Origin of the sequence: Streptomyces hundungensis, from assembly GCF_003627815.1 — a bacterium.
Classification (GTDB): domain Bacteria; phylum Actinomycetota; class Actinomycetes; order Streptomycetales; family Streptomycetaceae; genus Streptomyces; species Streptomyces hundungensis_A.
This window is the reverse complement of record NZ_CP032698.1, coordinates 5,264,775-5,281,699: the sequence shown is the minus strand read 5'-3', so window position 1 is coordinate 5,281,699 and position 16,925 is coordinate 5,264,775. Positions and strand designations below refer to the sequence as shown.

Annotated in this window: 13 protein-coding genes; 8 read left to right on the top strand and 5 right to left on the bottom strand. The window is 73.2% G+C overall.

Annotation, left to right across the window (positions count from 1 at the left end):
* Window positions 1–98: 98 nt before the first annotated feature.
* On the bottom strand, window positions 99–1,343 hold the full coding sequence (locus DWB77_RS23415) for a serine/threonine-protein kinase (RefSeq protein ID WP_120723116.1): 1,245 nt from the start codon (window positions 1,341–1,343) through the stop codon (window positions 99–101).
* Window positions 1,344–1,496: 153 nt separating this feature from the next.
* Window positions 1,497–3,191: a serine/threonine-protein kinase gene (locus DWB77_RS23410; RefSeq protein WP_120723115.1), complete on the bottom strand. Its 1,695-nt coding sequence runs from the start codon at window positions 3,189–3,191 to the stop codon at window positions 1,497–1,499.
* A gap of 395 nt (window positions 3,192–3,586) precedes the next feature.
* On the opposite strand from DWB77_RS23410, the gene DWB77_RS23405 reads away from it, so the two are divergent.
* The 4 genes from DWB77_RS23405 (at window position 3,587) to DWB77_RS23390 (ending at window position 10,633) form a co-directional block, all read left to right on the top strand.
* On the top strand, window positions 3,587–6,727 hold the full coding sequence (locus tag DWB77_RS23405; protein ID WP_120723114.1) for an FtsK/SpoIIIE domain-containing protein: 3,141 nt from the start codon (window positions 3,587–3,589) through the stop codon (window positions 6,725–6,727).
* A gap of 235 nt (window positions 6,728–6,962) precedes the next feature.
* On the top strand, window positions 6,963–8,360 hold the full coding sequence (locus DWB77_RS23400) for an ABC transporter substrate-binding protein (RefSeq protein WP_174248612.1): 1,398 nt from the start codon (window positions 6,963–6,965) through the stop codon (window positions 8,358–8,360).
* Window positions 8,361–8,367: 7 nt separating this feature from the next.
* Window positions 8,368–9,720: a carbohydrate ABC transporter permease gene (locus tag DWB77_RS23395; RefSeq protein WP_120723113.1), complete on the top strand. Its 1,353-nt coding sequence runs from the start codon at window positions 8,368–8,370 to the stop codon at window positions 9,718–9,720.
* A gap of 31 nt (window positions 9,721–9,751) precedes the next feature.
* A complete protein-coding gene (locus DWB77_RS23390; protein WP_120723112.1) occupies window positions 9,752–10,633 on the top strand; it encodes a carbohydrate ABC transporter permease in 882 nt (293 codons plus the stop codon).
* A gap of 76 nt (window positions 10,634–10,709) precedes the next feature.
* On the opposite strand, the gene DWB77_RS23385 is transcribed toward DWB77_RS23390, so the two are convergent.
* A complete protein-coding gene (locus DWB77_RS23385) occupies window positions 10,710–11,660 on the bottom strand; it encodes a ScbA/BarX family gamma-butyrolactone biosynthesis protein (RefSeq protein ID WP_162952596.1) in 951 nt (316 codons plus the stop codon).
* A 143-nt stretch (window positions 11,661–11,803) separates the two neighbouring features.
* Between DWB77_RS23385 and DWB77_RS23380 the strand changes: the two genes are divergently transcribed.
* The 3 genes from DWB77_RS23380 (at window position 11,804) to DWB77_RS23370 (ending at window position 14,251) form a co-directional block, all read left to right on the top strand.
* Entirely contained in the window at window positions 11,804–12,457 is a 654-nt protein-coding gene (locus DWB77_RS23380) for a ScbR family autoregulator-binding transcription factor (RefSeq protein WP_246033616.1), read from the top strand.
* Between the two features lie 178 nt (window positions 12,458–12,635).
* Window positions 12,636–13,376 (top strand): HAD family phosphatase, encoded by a 741-nt coding sequence (locus tag DWB77_RS23375; RefSeq protein ID WP_120723109.1) that lies wholly within the window; start codon window positions 12,636–12,638, stop codon window positions 13,374–13,376.
* Window positions 13,377–13,498: 122 nt separating this feature from the next.
* The gene (locus DWB77_RS23370; RefSeq protein ID WP_120728145.1) at window positions 13,499–14,251 is read left to right on the top strand and encodes an SDR family NAD(P)-dependent oxidoreductase; all 753 of its coding nucleotides are present in this window, start codon (window positions 13,499–13,501) and stop codon (window positions 14,249–14,251) included.
* A gap of 21 nt (window positions 14,252–14,272) precedes the next feature.
* On the opposite strand, the gene DWB77_RS23365 is transcribed toward DWB77_RS23370, so the two are convergent.
* The gene (locus DWB77_RS23365; RefSeq protein WP_120723108.1) at window positions 14,273–14,878 is read right to left on the bottom strand and encodes a TetR/AcrR family transcriptional regulator; all 606 of its coding nucleotides are present in this window, start codon (window positions 14,876–14,878) and stop codon (window positions 14,273–14,275) included.
* A 287-nt stretch (window positions 14,879–15,165) separates the two neighbouring features.
* Between DWB77_RS23365 and DWB77_RS23360 the strand changes: the two genes are divergently transcribed.
* Window positions 15,166–16,347, top strand: a complete 1,182-nt coding sequence (locus DWB77_RS23360; RefSeq protein WP_162952595.1) for an IS701 family transposase — start codon at window positions 15,166–15,168, stop codon at window positions 16,345–16,347.
* Between the two features lie 22 nt (window positions 16,348–16,369).
* On the opposite strand, the gene DWB77_RS23355 is transcribed toward DWB77_RS23360, so the two are convergent.
* A complete protein-coding gene (locus DWB77_RS23355; RefSeq protein WP_120723106.1) occupies window positions 16,370–16,924 on the bottom strand; it encodes a hypothetical protein in 555 nt (184 codons plus the stop codon).
* Between the last annotated feature and the right edge of the window lies 1 nt (window position 16,925).

Below are 16,925 nucleotides of genomic sequence, written 5' to 3'. Positions count from 1 at the left end.
GTAACGGCTCCGCGCTCCGGCGTTCCCCGGGCCATCGGATCCCGGGCGGCCCCAGGGCCCTGCCCGGCGGATCTTGTCCGGGACGCGGGGGGGCGGCCCTAGGGGACGACGGGCGCCGAGTTCTTGGTGTCCTGGGGCGGCGACTGCTTGCCGGAGTCGGAGTCCAGGGCCAGCCAGCCGCCGACGCCGACCGCCGCCGCCAGCGCCACCGCGGCCGTCGTCAGGATCAGGCGGCGCTTGCGGACCTGGTCGGCCCGGTGGCGGGCCGAGCCGGGCCGCGGGGCGCCGGCCGGGCGGGGCGCGCGGGCGGTGCCGAGCGGTCCGCCGGCCAGCTCGTCCGGGCCGGGGACGCGCATGCTGGTGTGGGTGTCGCGGTTGGCGGAGTCGTGCGGCGCCCCGGGCACCAGCGGGACCGCGCCGCGGCGCGGGGTGGTGGGGACGGTCGGGTACGGATCCTCGTACGCCTCCTCGTCCTCGGCGCCCTCGGCGTCCGGCTCGTCGACGTCCAGCGGGGGCATCCCCGCGATCAGCGGGAGCAGTTCGCGCAGCCGGGCGGAGAGTTCCGAGGCGCGCAGGCGCGAGGCCGGGGCCTTGGCCAGGCACTGGACGATGAGCTGCCACAGCTCGTCGGGGATGCCGGGCAGCGGGACGACGGTCTCGGTCACATGGCGGCGCAGCACGGCGCCGGGGTGGCCGCCGCCGAACGGGGTGAAGCCGGCGAGCAGCTCGTAGAGGACGGTCGCGAGCGCGTAGATGTCGACGGCGGCGCGCGGCGGGAGGCCCTCGACGATCTCGGGCGCCAGATAGTCCGGGGTGCCGATGATCCGCGTCGCCTTGGTGCGGCGCGGGGTGTCGATGAGCTTGGCGACGCCGAAGTCGGTGAGCAGAGCGGGGTGGGCGCCGCCGGGGCCGAGCGGGCCCTGCATGTCGAGCAGGATGTTCTCGGGCTTGACGTCGCGGTGGACCACGCCGGCCGCATGGGCCGCGGCGAGCCCGTCGGCGACGTCGGCCACGATGGCCACGGCGGCCTCGGGCGCGAGCCGGCGCTCGCGGTCCAGGCGGGTGCGGGCGTCGGTGCCTCTGATCAGGTCCATGACGAGAGCGAGGTCGTTGCCGTCGACCACCAGGTCGCGCACGCCCACGACATGGGGGTGGTCGAGGCCGAGCAGGGCGGTGCGCTCCTGCACGAAGCGCCCGACCAGCTCCTGATCGGCCGCGAGGTCTTCGCGCAGCAGCTTGATGGCGACGGGGCCCTCGGGCCCTTCGCCGAGCCACACCGTGCCGGCGCTGCCGCGGCCCAGGATCTGGTGGGCGGTGTACCGGCTGCCGATATTCCGTGCCAAGACTGCTCCCTCAGCGGCTGGCTGTGCACGCTGAGGCTACGCGGCCGGGACGCCAACCTTCACTTCTGGCGCCGAAATCACCCTCTGGAAGTCGACAAATCCATGAAGTCGCGTCCCGGACCGCCCGGGCGGCGCCCGTTCGTCCGCTGTCTTTTACGGGTTTCCGGAATCGCCGATGCTCTTGATCCAGCCGGATACCGTCGAAATCCCGTCACCGATGGCCTGCCAGTAGCCCTTGCCCTGGGCGACCCAGTCCTGGAGCGGGGTGAGCTCCCAGATCAGCCAGCCCGCGACGATGAGCAGCACGATCGTGAACAGGCACCCCTTGAGACAGCCCAGACCCGGGATCCGCATCCGGTTCGGGCTGCGCCTGCGCGGCTCGCGGGGCTCACTCGGCTCGCGCGCCGGTGCCTGCGGCTGCTGGGGCGGGGGCTGCGGCGGCGTGTACTGCTGCTGTTGCCGCTGCTGTTGCTGGTAGGGCTGCGGCGGCGGGGCGTACCGCTGCGGCTGGGGCGGCTGCCCCTGCGACGGGCGCCGGCCGTCGTACCCCTGCGCGGGCCGACCCTGCTGCCCGTAGCCCTGCGAGGGCTGCTGGCCCTGCTGGCCATAGCCCTGCGGAGGCTGCTGGCCGTAACCCTGCGGGGGCTGCTGCTGGCGGTGCGGGCGGCGGCGCAGCGGGTCCTGCTCGGGGGACAGATAGCCGACCTGGGTCTGCTCGTTGCGGTCGCGGGCCGCCTGGAGCTGGGACTGCCAGGGGTGCGGCTCCTGCGGGCCGGTCGGCGGTACCGGCGGCAGGACGGCCGTCGGGTCGGCGGTGGGGGCACTTCCCGTCTGCGGCAGGACCGAGGTGCGCGCCGACGGGTCGTACGAGCCGGCGTTGGTGGGCAGGACCTGGGTCGGGTCGGCGGCGCCCGGCGCGTCCGGCACCGGGGCGGGCGCGGGATCGGGGGCGAGCAGCGCGCCCACGCCGTCGGCCGCCTCGACCTGGGCGGGGGTGGAGTGCACACCGATGCCGGAGGCGACGACGCGCAGCCCGCGCGCCAGGTTCACGGCGCTGGGCCGACGGTCGGGGTCCTTGCTGAGGCAGCGCTCGATGACCGTCCACAGCGGGGCCGGGACGGTGGTGGGCCGGCGCGGTTCCTCGCTGAGGTGGCGGTGCAGCACTTCGAGCGCGGTGCCGCCCGCGAACGGCGGGCGGCCCGTGACGAGCTCGTACAGCAGGATTCCGGCGCCGTAGATGTCCACGGCGGAGGTCTGCGGGCGGCCCTCGGCGGACTCCGGCGCGACATAGGCGGGCGTGCCCACGAACTCGTGCGTACGGGTCAGGCCCGGGGAGTCGGCGAGGCGGGCGATGCCGAAGTCGGTGAGCATCGGGTGCATCGCGCCGTCGCGTTCGTCCAGGAGGACGTTGGCGGGCTTCAGATCGCGGTGGACGACGCCGTCGGCGTGGCTGGCGGCCAGCGCGTCGGCGATCTGCGCGGTGAGCAGGGCGGCGGCGACCGGGGTGAGCGGGCCGTTCTCGCGGAGGTAGCGGTGCAGATCGGGACCGTCGATCAGGTCCATGACCAGAGCCAGGAGGTCGCCCTCGACGACCAGGTCGCGGGTGCGCACGATGTTGGCGTGACGCAGCCGCAGCAGTACGGAGCGTTCGCGCAGGAAGCGCATCACCACGTCCGCGTCGCCGGCGAGCTCCTCCTTGAGGACCTTGATCGCCACGGTTTCGCCCGGCTGGCCCGCCACGGATGCCTCGGCGCCTGCGGTCTCTCTCTGGCGGGCTCGCCAGACGGTGCCCGTGGCGCCGCGTCCGAGCGGCTCCTCGAGCAGGTACTTGCTGCCTACCGGCCGCACGTCATGCGCTCCCTGCTGCTCGCGTCAGTTGCTGTGGGTTTCCGGCCCACTCTAGTGCCGCCCCCGCGCGCCCCGACGGGTCGCGGGTTCGGCGCCACCAGGTTGTTCACCGTCTTCTCATGGTTCTCCGGAAAGACGCGTTCCGCGCACCGAAGGTTGCCGAACATCCGTGCCCGGCATCCCGTCGGAATGCCCCACTCGGTCGCAACCAGCCACTTTTCCGTCCACTTTTGCGTCGTCGACCGACCGATCAAGATCAATTCGAGGTGGGCGACGGGCGTGTTGTCAGTGGCAGGTGCGAGGATGCCCTCAGCACGAATTGTGTGCCGGGTGGGGGGAATCACAGGGCTGGTCCCCTTTCTTGGCACCCCCGCGCAGAAGGGACCGCCGAGGCGATGCAGATCCGGCTGACCGTCCTCGCGCCACGCAGCGGCCACGCTGCGGCGCGCGCCTGCGACGTGCTCGTCACCGCCCCGGCGGGGACGGCACTCGCGGCCGTCGCGTCCGGCCTGGCCTCGGCCGCCTCCGGCGCGGAGGTCTCGGGCGCTTCCGTGGTGCTCTACGCGGGCCGCGAGCGGCTCGACGCCCAGCGCCGCATCCTCGGCGAGCCCCCTCTGGTGGACGGCGCGGTGCTCTCCCTCGCCACCCCGGCCGAGGACGAGCCGGCCCACGACGGCCCGGCCCCCGCCCGGCTGCACGTGGTGGCGGGGCCGGACGCGGGCGGTGTCCACCTGTTGCACGGCGGCCGCATCGGGGTCGGCCGCTCCGCCGAGTCCGACGTCCCGCTGGGCGACCCGGACGTCTCCCGCCAGCACTGCGAGGTGACCGTCGAGGCGGACGGCCGGGTCCGCGTCGCGGATCTGAACTCGACCAACGGCACCCGCCTCGACGGCCGGGAGATCGGCGCCCAGCCCGTCCGGTTCGCCCCCGGCGCGCTGCTGCGGATCGGCGAGTCCGCGCTGCGCCTGGCCCCCGGCGGCCCCGAGGCGGAGCCGTCCTTGGCCACCGCGCCGGACGGCGAGGGCCATCTCCGGGTGACCCCCAACGCGCCGGCCGCCCGCACCACCGACCCCCAACCCCCCTCCCCCGCACCGCAGTTGGGGCCCCCTACCGAGGCGACGGCCGGCGCCTTCGGCACGCCCCCGCGCGCTCCCTCCTTCGGCCCGTCCGCGCCGGGCGGTCACGAGGCGCCGTACGGCAGCGGGTTCGACGCGCTGGGAGCACCCTCCGGGTACGGGCACGACGGGCGGGACGACCTTCGCGAGCCGCCCGCGCCGAGCAGACGACAGGGCACTCCGACGCGCGGCACCCGCCTGCCCGAAGCCGGCCCGTACCGCAGCGAAGAGGTCGAGCACACCCGCGCCGACCAGCACACCCGCGCCGAGCCGTCGGACGGGGGGCGCCGACGCGGCGGGATAGGCGCGTGGGCGAGGCGGCTGGCCGGGGCGCGCGGCGAGGCGGAGCCCGAGCAGACGGCCGCCGAGCCCCGGCTCCTGCCGGCCGAGCCCGCCCCCGAGAGCTGGCCCGATCCGGCCGCTCTGCTGCTCACGGCGCTCGGCCCCGGCCCCCGGCTCTGGGAGCGGGACCCGGGCCACCCGGAGGCGCTCGCCGTGCGGGTCGGCACCGCGGACCGGGGCGAGCTGTCGGCCGTGCCCGTCACGGTGGGGCTGCGCGAGGTGGGCTCGCTCGGCCTCGCGGGGCCCCGCGACCGGCTGGCCGGGCTCGCCCGCTCGGTCATCGCCCAGCTGGCCGCCCTGCACGCGCCGACCACCCTGGAGATCGTCCTCATCAGTACGGACCGGGCGCGCGGCCTCCAGACGCGCACCGCCGAGTGGGACTGGCTCGGCTGGCTCCCCCAGGTCCGCCCGGCCCACGGCCAGGACTGCCGGCTGCTGCTCGCCTACGACCGCGACCAGGCGACGGCGCGCACGGCCGAGCTGGTCAGACGGCTCGACGCGGGCCCGCTCGGCCCCGGCTGGGCCTCCGCGGACCGGGCCGCCGTCTCCGAGGCCGCCGCCCGCCACGAGGGCCCGTTCACGGTGGTCGTCCTGGACGGCGACCCCGGCTCGGCGCCCCTGCGCGAGACCACCGCGCGCCTTGCCGCGGCGGGCGCCGCGGCCGGCATCCATCTGCTCTGTCTCGCCGAGACCCCGGCCGCCTCGGCCGCCTCCCCCGTCGCGGCCACCTACGAGACGGCCTGCGCGGCCTCGCTCGCGTTCCGCGAATGCGGGGCGGTCGCCCTGCTCAGTGGCGATGTGGCCACCGCGCTGCGGCTGTTGCGCACCGCCGGAGGCCGGCCCGCGGGCCACGGCACGGTGGCGACGGTGGACGCGGTGTCACGGCCCTGGGCCGAACGGTTCGCCCGCGCCCTCGCCCCGCTGCGCACCGGCGACGGCGCCTCGTCCACGGCCGGCCGGCTGTCCTCCTCGCTGCCCCGGTCCTCGCGTCTGCTCGACGAGTTGGGGCTCGCGCGGGCCACCCCGGCCTCCCTGATGGCCCGTTGGGAGTCGGCGCCGGACGGTGCGGTGGTGCTCGGCACCGGGCCGCGCGGCCCGGTCGCCGTCGACCTCGTCTCCGACGGCCCCCACCTCCTGGTAGAAGGGCCCCCCGGCAGCGGCCGCACCGAATTGCTCCGGGCGGTCGCCGCCTCGCTCGCCGCGGGCGCCCGGCCCGACCGGCTCGGTCTGGTCCTTGTGGACGGCGCGGGCGGCGAGCGCGGCGAGGGCCTGCGCCCCTGCACCGAACTCCCGCACGTCTCCACCCACTTGATCGCCTCCGACCCGGTCCGGATGCGGGAGTTCGCACAAGCCCTGGGCGCCGAGCTCAAGCGCCGGGCCGAGCTCCTCGGCGGGCTCGGCTTCACCCAGTGGCACGACCAGCGCGAGGTCGCGGGCCGTCTGGTCGGCCAGCGGCAGGCGCCCGCGGCCGAGAGCCGGGGCGATCTGGATCCGCCGGGCAGCAGCACGCTGCGGTTGCGTCCGGTCGCGCGCAGCCGCACCGAGGAGGGGCCCTCGCTGCCCCGCCTGGTGGTCCTGGTCGACGATCTGGACGCGCTGGTCGCGCCCGCCCTGGGCAGCCCGGGGCGGCCCGCCGCGGGCTCGGTCGTACGGGCTCTGGAGGCGGTGGCCCGTGACGGCGAGCGGCTCGGGGTGCACCTGGTGGCGACCTCGGCCCGGCCCGACCGCACGGCCGACACCGAACTCGCCCGCGGCGCCCGGCACCGGGTGGTCCTGGACCCGCCGCCCGCCACGCCGTCCCCGGAGGAACCGTCCCCGGGCCGCGGCCGGCTGCACCAGCCGGACGGGGCGTCCGTGCCGTTCCAGGGCGGCCGGGTCACCGGACGCATACCGCGCACGGCGACCCAGCGGCCCACGGTCGTCGTCCTCGAATGGGAGCGGATGGGCGACCCGCCCGCCCGCCGGCCCGTGCGCGAGCTCGGCAACGGCCCCACCGACCTGGCGCTGCTCGCCAGCGCCCTCGACCGCGCGGCGTCCTTGGTCAACGCCCCGCCGGTGCCACCTCTGCCGCTGGCGTGACAGCCGGTCCGTCCGCCCCAGGTCGGCCCGGTGATCAACCCGGCTGTAAGGGGCGGCAGTTGGGGCATCACGCCGGGCTCAACGTCACAAGCCCATTACGATCAACTGGTTGACGGCGAAGACGGTATTGCGGCGCCCCCGCACCCGGCGTAGGACTGTCGCACGGGACGAGAGCTGCGGCGCCCGCGTCACCGGGCGCGGCGGTTCGTACGCGCACGGGAGAGACGGGGCACGCATGCGCAGCACTCGTACAAACCGCACCACCAGGGCCGCCGGCACGACAGGCCGCACCCTGCTGTCCGCCGCGGCCATCGGCGCTCTCGCGCTCGGCGCGACGGCGTGCAGCAGCGACGGAGACGGCAAGAGCACACCTTCCACCGGCACCACCACCTCCGCCTCCTCGGGCAGCGGGGTCCAACTCCCCAAGCTGACGGGCGAGAAGATCGAGGTGGCCGCCGTGTGGACGGGGGCCGAGCAGGCCAACTTCGTCAAGGTGCTCAAGGAGTTCGAGTCCCGGACCGGCGCCACCGTCACCTTCGTGCCCGCCCAGGACCCGATCGTCAACTTCCTCGGCACGAAGATCGCCGGTGGCAGCCCGCCCGATGTGGCGCTGCTCCCCCAGGTCGGCGCGATCCAGCAGGCCGTGGCGAAGAAGTGGGCCAAGCCCGCGGGACCCGAGGCCAAGGCGCAGCTCGCCGCGAACTACGCGAAGGTGTGGCAGGACCTGGGAGCGGTCGACGGCACCCAGTACGGGGTCTACTTCAAGGCCGCCAACAAGTCCCTGGTCTGGTACAACACCAAGGTCTTCCAGAACGCGGGCGTCACCGCGCCCGCCACCTGGAAGGACTTCCTGGCCGCCGCCGACACCATCTCCGCCTCGGGCGTGACGCCGGTGTCCGTCGGCGGCGCGGACGGCTGGACGCTCACCGACTGGTTCGAGAACGTCTATCTCTCGCAGGCCGGCCCCGACAAGTACGACCAGTTGGCCAAGCACGCGATCAAGTGGACCGACCCGTCCGTCAAGGACGCGCTCACCACGCTCGCCCAGCTCTTCGGCAAGCCGAACCTCATCGCGGGCGGCGCGAACGGCGCGCTCCAGACCGAGTTCCCGGCGTCCGTGACGCAGACCTTCACCGGAGGGGACCAGCCGAAGGCGGGCATGGTCTTCGAGGGCGACTTCGCCGCGGTCAACATCGCGGAGACCTCCGCCAAGCTCGGCACCGACGCCAAGGCGTTCCCGTTCCCCGCCGTGGGTGACAAGGCCCCGGTCGTCACCGGCGGCGACGCGGCGGTGGCCCTGAAGGACACCAAGGGCGCCCAGGCGCTGCTCACTTGGCTGGCGTCCACCGACGCGGCCAGGATCGCGGCGGGTTCGGGCGGATTCATCTCGCCGAACAAGGCGCTCGACGCCGCCGCGTACCCCAACGACGTCCAGCGTGACATCGCCAAGGCGCTGATCGCGGCCGGGGACAACGTGCGCTTCGACATGTCGGACCAGGCTCCGCAGTCCTTCGGCGGCACCCCCGGCAAGGGCGAGTGGAAGGACCTCCAGGACTTCCTGAAGAACCCCTCCGACGTCGCCGGCACCCAGTCCAGGCTGGAGGCCGACGCGGCCGCGGCGTTCAAGAACTGATCCGGCGATGACCACCGCGACGGCGGGGGGCGCCCCGCCTCCCGCCACCCCGTCCGCACCCAGGACCGTCAAGAGCGTCACCCGGACCCGCAAGTGGATCGCGGCCCTCTTCCTGCTGCCCGCGCTGGTCCTGCTCGGCGCGCTCGTCGTCTATCCGATCGGGTTCTCGATCTACCGGTCGTTCTTCGATCAGTCCGGTGATTCGTTCGCCGGGATCGACAACTACACGACGCTGTTCACGGACCACACCATCCGGACCGCGGTGAAGAACAACGCGATCTGGGTCCTGTGCGCCCCCACGATCGCCACCGCCCTCGGTCTGATCTTCGCCGTACTGACCGAACGGGTGCGCTGGGGAACGGCGTTCAAGCTCGTCGTCTTCATGCCGATGGCCATCTCCATGCTGGCCGCGGGCATCATCTTCCGCCTGGTGTACGAGCAGGATCCGGCGCGCGGCGTCGCCAACGCCGTGGCGGTGGGCATCCACGACACGTTCACCCCCTCGGCCGGCTATCCCAAGGCGCACCCGCTGCCCAGCGCCCCGCTGAAGGACGCGGGCGGCGGGGCGTTCCTCACCCCGGCCGCCGCGCACGCGGGGCAGCCCGCGCTGCTTCCGCTGGTCGGGGTGGCCGCCGACACCATGCCGTCCTCGGCCGCGCCCGCCCGACCCGCCGCGAGCGAGCCGGGCAAGGTCACCGGAACGGTCTGGCTCGACTTCACCAAGGGCGGCGGCGGCCGGCCCAACGTCATCGACGCCAAGGAGCTGGGTCTGAAGGGCATCACGGTCGAGGCCGTGAAGGACGGGAAGGTTCTCGCCTCGGCGACGGCCGGGGCGGACGGCACCTTCACGCTGCCCGCCGCCGCCGACGGGGCCCAACTCCGGCTGCCCGCGAGCAACTTCCACGCGCCGTACAACGGCATCGAGTGGCTCGGCCCGACGCTGGTCACCCCGGCCATCATCGGCTCGTACATCTGGATGTGGGCGGGATTCGCGATGGTGCTCATCGCGGCCGGGCTCGCCGGGCTGCCGCGCGAGCTGCTTGAGGCGGCGCGGGTGGACGGCGCCAACGAGTGGCAGGTCTTCCGCCGCGTGACGGTGCCGCTGCTCGCGCCGGTGCTCGCCGTCGTCCTCGTCACGCTGATGATCAACGTCCTGAAGATCTTCGACCTGGTCTTCATCATCGCGCCGGGCTCCAGCCAGGCCGACGCGAACGTGCTGGCCCTCCAGCTCTACCGCTCCTCCTTCGGCACCGAGGCGGACCTGGGCATCGGCAGCGCGATCGCCGTCCTGCTGCTGCTCCTGGTGATCCCGGTGATGCTCTTCAACATCCGCCGCATGCGACGGGAGGGCAGGCGATGACCGTTCGTCGCGTACGCAAGGGGGCCAGGCGATGACCGCTGTCGATGGGATCGTCAAGGCCCGGCAGTCGCTGCCCGCGCGCGTCGCCTCGCGGGCCGGCGGCGGCGTGCTGCGGATCTTCCTGATCCTGGTGGGTCTGCTGTGGCTGATGCCGACCGTCGGGCTGCTGCTGTCCTCGCTGCGCAGCCCCGCCGACATCGCCTCGACGGGCTGGTGGAAGACCTTCGCCGACCCGTCCCGGCTGACCTTCCACAACTACGCCCACCTGCTCGACAACAGCACGATCACCAACTCCCTGTGGTCCACGGTCGCCATCACCGTCCCGGCCACCGTCCTGGTCGTCGTCATCGGCTCGCTCGCCGGTTACGCCTTCGCGTGGATGGACTTCCCGGGCCGCGACTGGTGGTTCATGGTCGTGGTGAGCCTGCTGGTGGTGCCGGTGCAGGTCGCCCTCGTGCCGGTGGCCAAGCTGTTCGGGCAGGTCGGGATCTTCGAGACGACGATCGGCGTGATCATCTTTCATGTCGCCTTCGGCCTGCCCTTCGCGATCTTCCTGCTCCGCAACTTCTTCGCGGAGATCCCCAGGGAGCTCCTGGAGGCGGCCCGGCTCGACGGGGCGGGCGAGATCCGGCTGTTCACCCGGGTCGTGATGCCGCTCGGCGGCCCGGCGATCGCCTCGCTCGGCATCTTCCAGTTCCTGTGGGTCTGGAACGACATGCTGGTGGCGCTGATCTTCGCCGACTCCAAGCACCCGCCGATCACGGTGGCCCTGCAACAACAGGTCCGCCAGTTCGGCAACAACATCGACGTGCTGGCGCCGGGCGCCTTCGTCTCGATGGTCATCCCGCTCGCCGTCTTCTTCGCCTTCCAGCGGCAGTTCGTGTCGGGGGTGATGGCCGGCGCCGTGAAGTGAGCGTACGCACAACGCACTTGAGCGCTCGATCGAACGATCACGGCGGGTGGGCGGCGCGGGCCCTGCCGGGGAGGCGTCAGAAGAGGTGGAGCGCCTCGGTGACCGCGGGGCCGCTCCGGGCCGTGACGGTGGCGGCGAAGACGGGCTCGCCGTGCTGGCGGGCCGTCACCCGCGAGGAGATGTGCGTGGGCAGTTGCGCGGGCAGGGCCTCCACCTCGATCCAGCAGGGGGCGTCGAACTCGACGTACCGGCTGAAGCGGGTGTCCATGCCGGTGATGACCGCGAACGCGGGGTGGGCCACCGCATGGGCGGCCTGGCGCGCGGCCTCCAGCATCAACATGCCGGGAGCGTGGTCGACGGGGTGGTCGAAGAGCGCCGGGTGGTTGAGGTCGACGCGGAGCTGGAACAGGTTCGGCTGGTCGCTCGGCGACAGCACCACATCGCGGAAGCGGTCGCGGCCGACCCACTGCGGCGGCAGCGGCGGAGCGAGGGCGACCACCCGCGAGGCGGCGAGCTCGGCGAAGGCGTAGTCGCCGCGCAGCCGCGCGTAGACGGACGGCGACTGGTTGGTGAACCGGGTGGCGGCGGTGCCGAGCGGGACGCCGTCGCGGATGATCTCGATGTCCATGCTGAGGGCCGCGAGGCGGCTGCCGCGGCGGACGACGTCGGAGCACTTGACGCGCATCTCTATCTCCGCGGGAGCCCCGGCGCTCGCCATGGCGTCCGGGTCGACGGCCCAGGTGAGGTGGTCCCAGATCTGGCGGTGCCCGAAGGGGACGTCGTATCCGAGGTGACTGAGCAGCGGCACGGCCTGGCGGACGCTCTCCGCGACCAGGAGCGGGTCGTGTTGGCCGTTGACCGAGTCGTAGAAGGTGTGCGATCTGGGCCATTGCGCGGTGATTCTGAACGTATCGGCCCCCAGGCGCTCCCAGCCGTTGAGCAGAACCTCGCTCTGGGCGGCCTTGTGCACATACTGCCGGGGGACGACGGGAGCGAGGGCGTGGTGGTGCGCGGTGAGGACAGTCACGGATGTCTCCCGGAGCGTGGAACGCGAACCGGCCGAGGTCCGCGGAGGTGGACGCGGACGGCCGTTGTCCGCGGGGTTGCCGCGGTGATCGCGGTCGGCCATAAGATAAAGGACGATCGTTTTCTTTGTCGAGAGGTGTCGGAGTGAGCGCCAAGCCGGGGACCAGGGCCGAACGGGCCCAGCAAGAACGAGCGTTGAGGACGCGCGAGACCCTCGTGAGATCGGCCGCCGAGGTCTTCGACGAGTTCGGCTTCGCCGGCGCCAGCATCACCAAGATCATGAAACGGGCGGGGCTCACGCCGGGCGCGATGTACTTCCACTTCGACTCCAAGGAGGACCTCGCACGCGCGGTGATGAACTCCCAGCCGGACACGATCACCCCGTACGTCACCTCGCAGGGCTTGCAGCGGATCATCGACATCACGCTGGTGTGGTCGCGGCAGTTGCAGATCGATCCGCTGCTGCGGGCGGGCGTACGGCTGACCAACGAGCAGAACAGCTTCGGCGTCGAGGACGCCACGCCCTATCAGGAGTGGGCGGGCATCATGCAGGAGTGCCTCGAAGTCGCCCGCGAGAAGGGCGAGTTGGCCGACGGCGTGGATGCGCACATGGTGGCCGACTTCGTCGTCGCGGCCTGTACGGGCATGCAGATGTACTCCTGGATCGCGAGCGGCCGCAAGGACCTCCCGGAGCGCGCCGTCCAGATGTGGAAGATCCTGCTGCCCGGCATCGCCACCGCGTCCGGCGCCGCCGGCGCCAAGGTGAGCACGCGACGCGTCGCCACCCTGGTGCGCTGAGCGGACCACCCCCGGCCGTCGCCCCCCTCCGCGACGGGCACACCCCCTGCCCCGACCCCGGCCGCCCCGCCGCGGGTGCGGGCCCGGGCGCGCGCACCGCGCCCGGCCGCGTCCCGGCGGGCGGCGCATCCCCCGACCACTGCGGCCGTCGAGCCGCTCCTCATTTCACGGAGAGTTCATGAACAAGGACCTGGGCCGGCTCCGGCTCGCCGCGATCAACATCGACGGCGTACTGCTCAACGACACCTTCAGCCCCGTCATCCACCAGTTCATCGTGGGCCGGGGCGGCACCTACAGCGCCGAGCTCGAAGGCCGCATCTTCTCCCAGACGCGGGCGGTGGCCGGAGAGCGCATGGCCGAGGCGGTCGGAGCCACGATGACCGGGCCCGAAGCGCTCGCCACCTACTTCGAGGAGCGCGCCGCCTACGTCCAGGACCACCCGGTCCATCTCCTGGACGGAGCCGTCGAGTTGCTGCACCGGCTGCGCGGCCTCGGGCTCTCCACCGTGTGCTACGGCGGCCTCGACAAGTCGCACTTCGACCACTTCCTGGGCGCGTACGCGGACCTGTTCGACGGCCCCGGCTATGTGTGCACCAACGACTTCCGGCCCGGCCTGAAGGAGATCACCACCGAGATCTTCGGGCTCGACCACGACCAGGTCGTCTTCATCGACGACGTGGCGCGCGTCGCGCAGGCCGCGCGCTCCTTGAACATCGCCTTCATCGGCCACCCCAGCACCTTCGAGCACAGCCACCAGCGTCAGCTGATGCGCGAAGCGGGGGTGCGCCACCTCGTCGACTCGCTGCACGCCATCGACGAGCCGCTGCTGCGCACCATCGACGCGGAGGCCGCGGCCGGCACGAGCTGGGGTGGCGTCACGGCGCCGCACCCGACGCCGGGAACGGGCGCCACGCGCTGACGGCCATCGGGCCCTAGGCGAACACCGGGCAGGCACGAGGCACGCCCGGATCCGATACGAGCGGGGAGAAGAGCAAGGTGAACGACAGCGGCACGCTGACGGCGGCGAAGACCGGACCGGGCATGGTCGAGGGCAAGGTCGTCATGATCACGGGCGCGTCCAGCGGGATCGGCGCCGCGGCGGCACGCCTGTTCGCGGCCGAGGGGGCGGCCGTGGTGCTGATGGCCCGCCGCGAGGACCGGCTGGCGGCGCTGGTCGAGGAGATCACCGGGGCGGGCGGCCGTGCGGTCGCCAGCGCGGGCGATGTCGTACGGGGCGCGGACGTCGCGCGCGCGGTGGACCGCGCGGTGGAGAGCTTCGGCCGGCTCGACGGGGCCTTCAACAACGCCGGTTGGGCCTCGGCCGGCGCCGACCTGCACGAGGTCGACGACGAGGTGTACGACCGGATCATGGACGTCAATGTCCGCGGCGTCTGGAACTGCCTGCGGCACCAGATCCCCGCGATGCTGGCGACGGGATCCGGCGCGATCGTCAACACCTCCAGTTCGGCGGGCGTGGTGGCGACCGGTGCGGTCGCTCCGTACGTGGCGGCCAAGCACGCCGTGCTGGGCCTGACCAAGGCGGCGGCAGCGGAGTACGGCGCGCGCGGGATACGGGTCAACGCGCTGGTGGTGGCCAGCACCCGGACCGAACTCCTGGAGGGCGTGATCGCGGAAACCCCCGCACTTGAGGAGGTGTTCGTCGCCCGCCAGATCCAGCGACGCATGGCCGATCCGGTGGAGGTCGCGCAGGGCGCGCTGTGGCTGTGCAGCGATCGCGCGTCCTTCGTCACGGGGTCGGCGGTGGCGACGGACGGGGGCCTGACCGCGATCTGACCGGCGCCGACCGCACGCGGGTCACGCCGTCGGGTCCGACGCCGCCAGCAGGCCGCGCCGGGCTATCGACCACAGGTCCGCGAACTCTTCGAAGGGGCATCCGCCGGGGTCATGACCCCGGTGGGTGCGCCCATGGAGGTCGGCGCCGCGCACGAACAGCGCCGCGAGCGCGGCCACCTGGTCGGAGCGCACCGACCCGGGGAGGTCGCCCGAGCGGCAGGCCAGGCCCGCGAGGTGCCGTATCACCGGATACCAGTCGGCCGACCAGTTCGGTGCGTTCCGGGGACGTTCCTGCTCCAGGCGGGCGGCGCCGCGTACCTCCACGTCGTCGTGGAGGGCGCGGGCCAGGGCGATCACGACCGCGCCCAGGCGGTCCATCGCGGTGCCCTTGGTGTTCAGGGCCACCTCATCGAGGACGTCCACCACCTGGGCGCGCGCCCGGGTCACCACCGCGTCGGCGAGTTCGCTCTTGGAGCTGAAGTGGAAGGTCAGGGCGCCGGTGGACAGGCCCGCGGTCTTGGTGATCTGACTCATGGAGGCACCGGCGTAGCCACTGCGGTCGAACTCCGTGGCCGCGGAGCGGATGAGGGCTGCCCGCGTGCGCACAGCCCTGTCCTGCTTGGTCATCCTCTTTGTTTTCCTCGCCTGTGTCGTCGTGTGCACTCGGTGCCCAGCATGCGGTGCGCCACACCGTGCGCCTAGGCAAACTTGCCACAACTGCACACCTCCTGTGGGTCGTTGGCGCCTTGCTCGGCAGGGTCATGCGCTTCATCACGCCATCACGCCGCCGCCTTCCGGCCACCCGTCGACTTCCGGCGGCGAGCGGATCGGGGACGGAAAGTGCCGGTTCAGGACTGGTAAAAGTACAGAACGTTTTGTATTTTTCTCTCGTCACCAAGGGAGGGGAGCCCACCATGTCCGTGCAGGTAGTGACTCGTTTGCCGAAGGCGCCTGCCCCGGACCCGCTCGGCGCGTTCGCGCGGGACCTCTTCGCGGAGCTGCCGCGCTCGGATCAGCGCCGCTCCGCCCACCTCTACCTGCGCGGAGTACTGAACGCGCCCGGCAAGAAATCGATCCGCGAGATCGCCGCGGCGGCGGGCGCTCCCGGCGCGGCCCCGGTGCTCCAGCAGTTCGTGAACTCCAGCCCGTGGGAGTGGCAGCCGGTCCGCAGGGCCCTGCTGGAGTGGGCTCAGTCGCGCACGTCCGCGCGGGCGTGGACGATCGGCTGGGCGGTCGCCCCCAAGCGCGGCGTGCACACCGCCGGAGTGCACCGGCGCTTCCAGCCCGAGCTCGGGAAGATCGTCAACTGCCAGGCGGGCATCGGCCTCTTCCTGGCCGGCGAGCACGCGCGGCTCCCCGTCGACTGGCGGATGCTGCTGCCGGGGCGCTGGAGCCGGGACGCGGAGCTGATGGCGCGCGCCCGCATCCCCGCGCAGCACCGCGAACAGTCGGTGTCCGCGCACATTCTGAACCTGGTCGACTCGCTCGCCGAGGAGTCGGTGTCGCTGGGCGCTCCCCTGGTGGCCGACCTCGGCCACGACCGCCAGGCCAGTGCCCTGGCCCGAGCCCTGGCCGATCGCCGCCACGACTTCGTCGTGGGCGTGCCGCAGGCGACCGCGATGCTCCCGCTGGAGCAGGACGCCGCCCCGGAGCCGGTGACCGCGCTCGGCGGCGAACCCCTCGACGCCCGGCGCCTGCTGGCCCGGCACGGTCGCACCGTCACCGCGCTGGGGCAGACCGCCGCGGGCGCCGGCCGCATGGTGCGGGTCTCCACCTGTGTGGTGCGTCTGCCGGGCCCGGCGCGCGGCCGCTCGCTGTGCCGGGTGTTCGCCCCCTGGCCGGCGTCGGGCGCGGGCCCCGGCCGGGTCTGGGTCACCAACCTGGTCCATGAACGCATCGAGCGGCTGCTCGCCCTGGCCGCCACCGCAGACGCCACCGTGACGACGCTCGGCACGCTCGCCGACGGGTTCGGCCTCGCCGACTTCGAAGGCCGCTCCTACCCCGGCTGGCACCACCACATGACGCTGACGTCGGCGGCCTACGCCTACGAGCTGATGGGCCGGGCACCGATGCGCGCCCTGGCCGGGGTGGCCTAGGACCGACGCGGCCCGGCACCGTTCAGGCCGCGTGCTGCCCGACGGCCGCCCGATGGTGCGCGAAGGCGTGCTCGACCAGCGCGGGCAGATCGCGTTCGAGGCACCCCGAGGGGCCGGTGGCCCGCGCGAAACGCAGTTGGCGTTGGTCCTTCGGGGCCGGCTCCAGGAGCATCGGGCCCCGGATCGCCCGGGGCGTCCTGGCGATCTCCGCGCTGCTCTGCTCGAAGAAGCGCAGCCCGCGCCGGCGCATGTCCTGCGGGAGCCAGTCCAGCGGGGGAACCAGCAGTTCGCCGAGGTCCTCGGCATCGTCCATGCGCGCCAGGCGCCGTATCGCGTCCGGCGCCCCGGAGAGCTCCTCCCGGGTGACGGGGACGCCGCCCTCCCGCTCCGCGAACACGATCAACACCGGCTCGCCGTCCCGCAGTCGCTCCCTCACCTCGGCGCGGTCGCCGGGTTCCGGCCACAGGCCGACGGGAGTCCAGCAGGCGGCCGACTTCCAGCTCCACCGCACGCGGGGCGCCCCCTCGAAGACGACGAGGGCTCCGGCCGCGCGCAGGGTCGTGGTCTGCTTGACCATG